This is a genomic window from Desulfobulbaceae bacterium (assembly GCA_015231515.1).
Lineage (GTDB): Bacteria > Desulfobacterota > Desulfobulbia > Desulfobulbales > VMSU01 > JADGBM01.
The window spans coordinates 1-450 of the sequence record JADGBM010000198.1 but is presented as its reverse complement, the minus strand read 5'-3'; the positions used below and the strand labels follow the sequence as shown (position 1 = coordinate 450).

General features: G+C 37.6%; 1 protein-coding gene and 1 pseudogene (1 of these 2 only partly in view). Both read right to left on the bottom strand.

Translation table 11 applies throughout. The features are described from left to right. A pseudogene (locus tag HQK80_16120) lies at nt 1-103 on the bottom strand (BON domain-containing protein) (it extends 250 nt beyond the left edge of the window). Between the two features lie 140 nt (nt 104-243). Beyond that, nucleotides 244-450: OmpA family protein (locus tag HQK80_16115; GenBank protein ID MBF0223717.1), on the bottom strand; the 207-nt coding region annotated here is incomplete at its 5' end.

Here is a 450-nt window from a genome sequence, read left to right as displayed (position 1 = left end):
ATTCTCCGGTGCTTGTCCGATTATTTGTTCATGAACAGCCGGCAATAAAAGCAACCAGAAGAAGTCCTGTAAAAAAATGCCCGATAAAATATGCTCTATTCATGGAACTTTTTCTCCTTGCTTAAAAGGTCGTATATAATCATACACTAATATGAACCGTTGCAGGTTTTACATTGTTGCTTAAAAATCAAGTGTCAGGAAAGATGTACAATATCTCTCCTGTCCACCCTTAATCCGATCGTTCTATCTTACGATAATTTCAAAAAGAACTCTCATGTTTGCCTTTGCTTCTGGTGAATATATCTCTTTAGGTAATGGTTCGTACATTGCTGGATTTTCTTCCCCATAGCCGATTTTTGTAAGTCTGTCCGGTGTAATTATGCCTTCGTTAATAAGGTATTGCCTTACAGAAGTTGCTCTTCTTTCACTCAGACTCTGGTTATACTCATC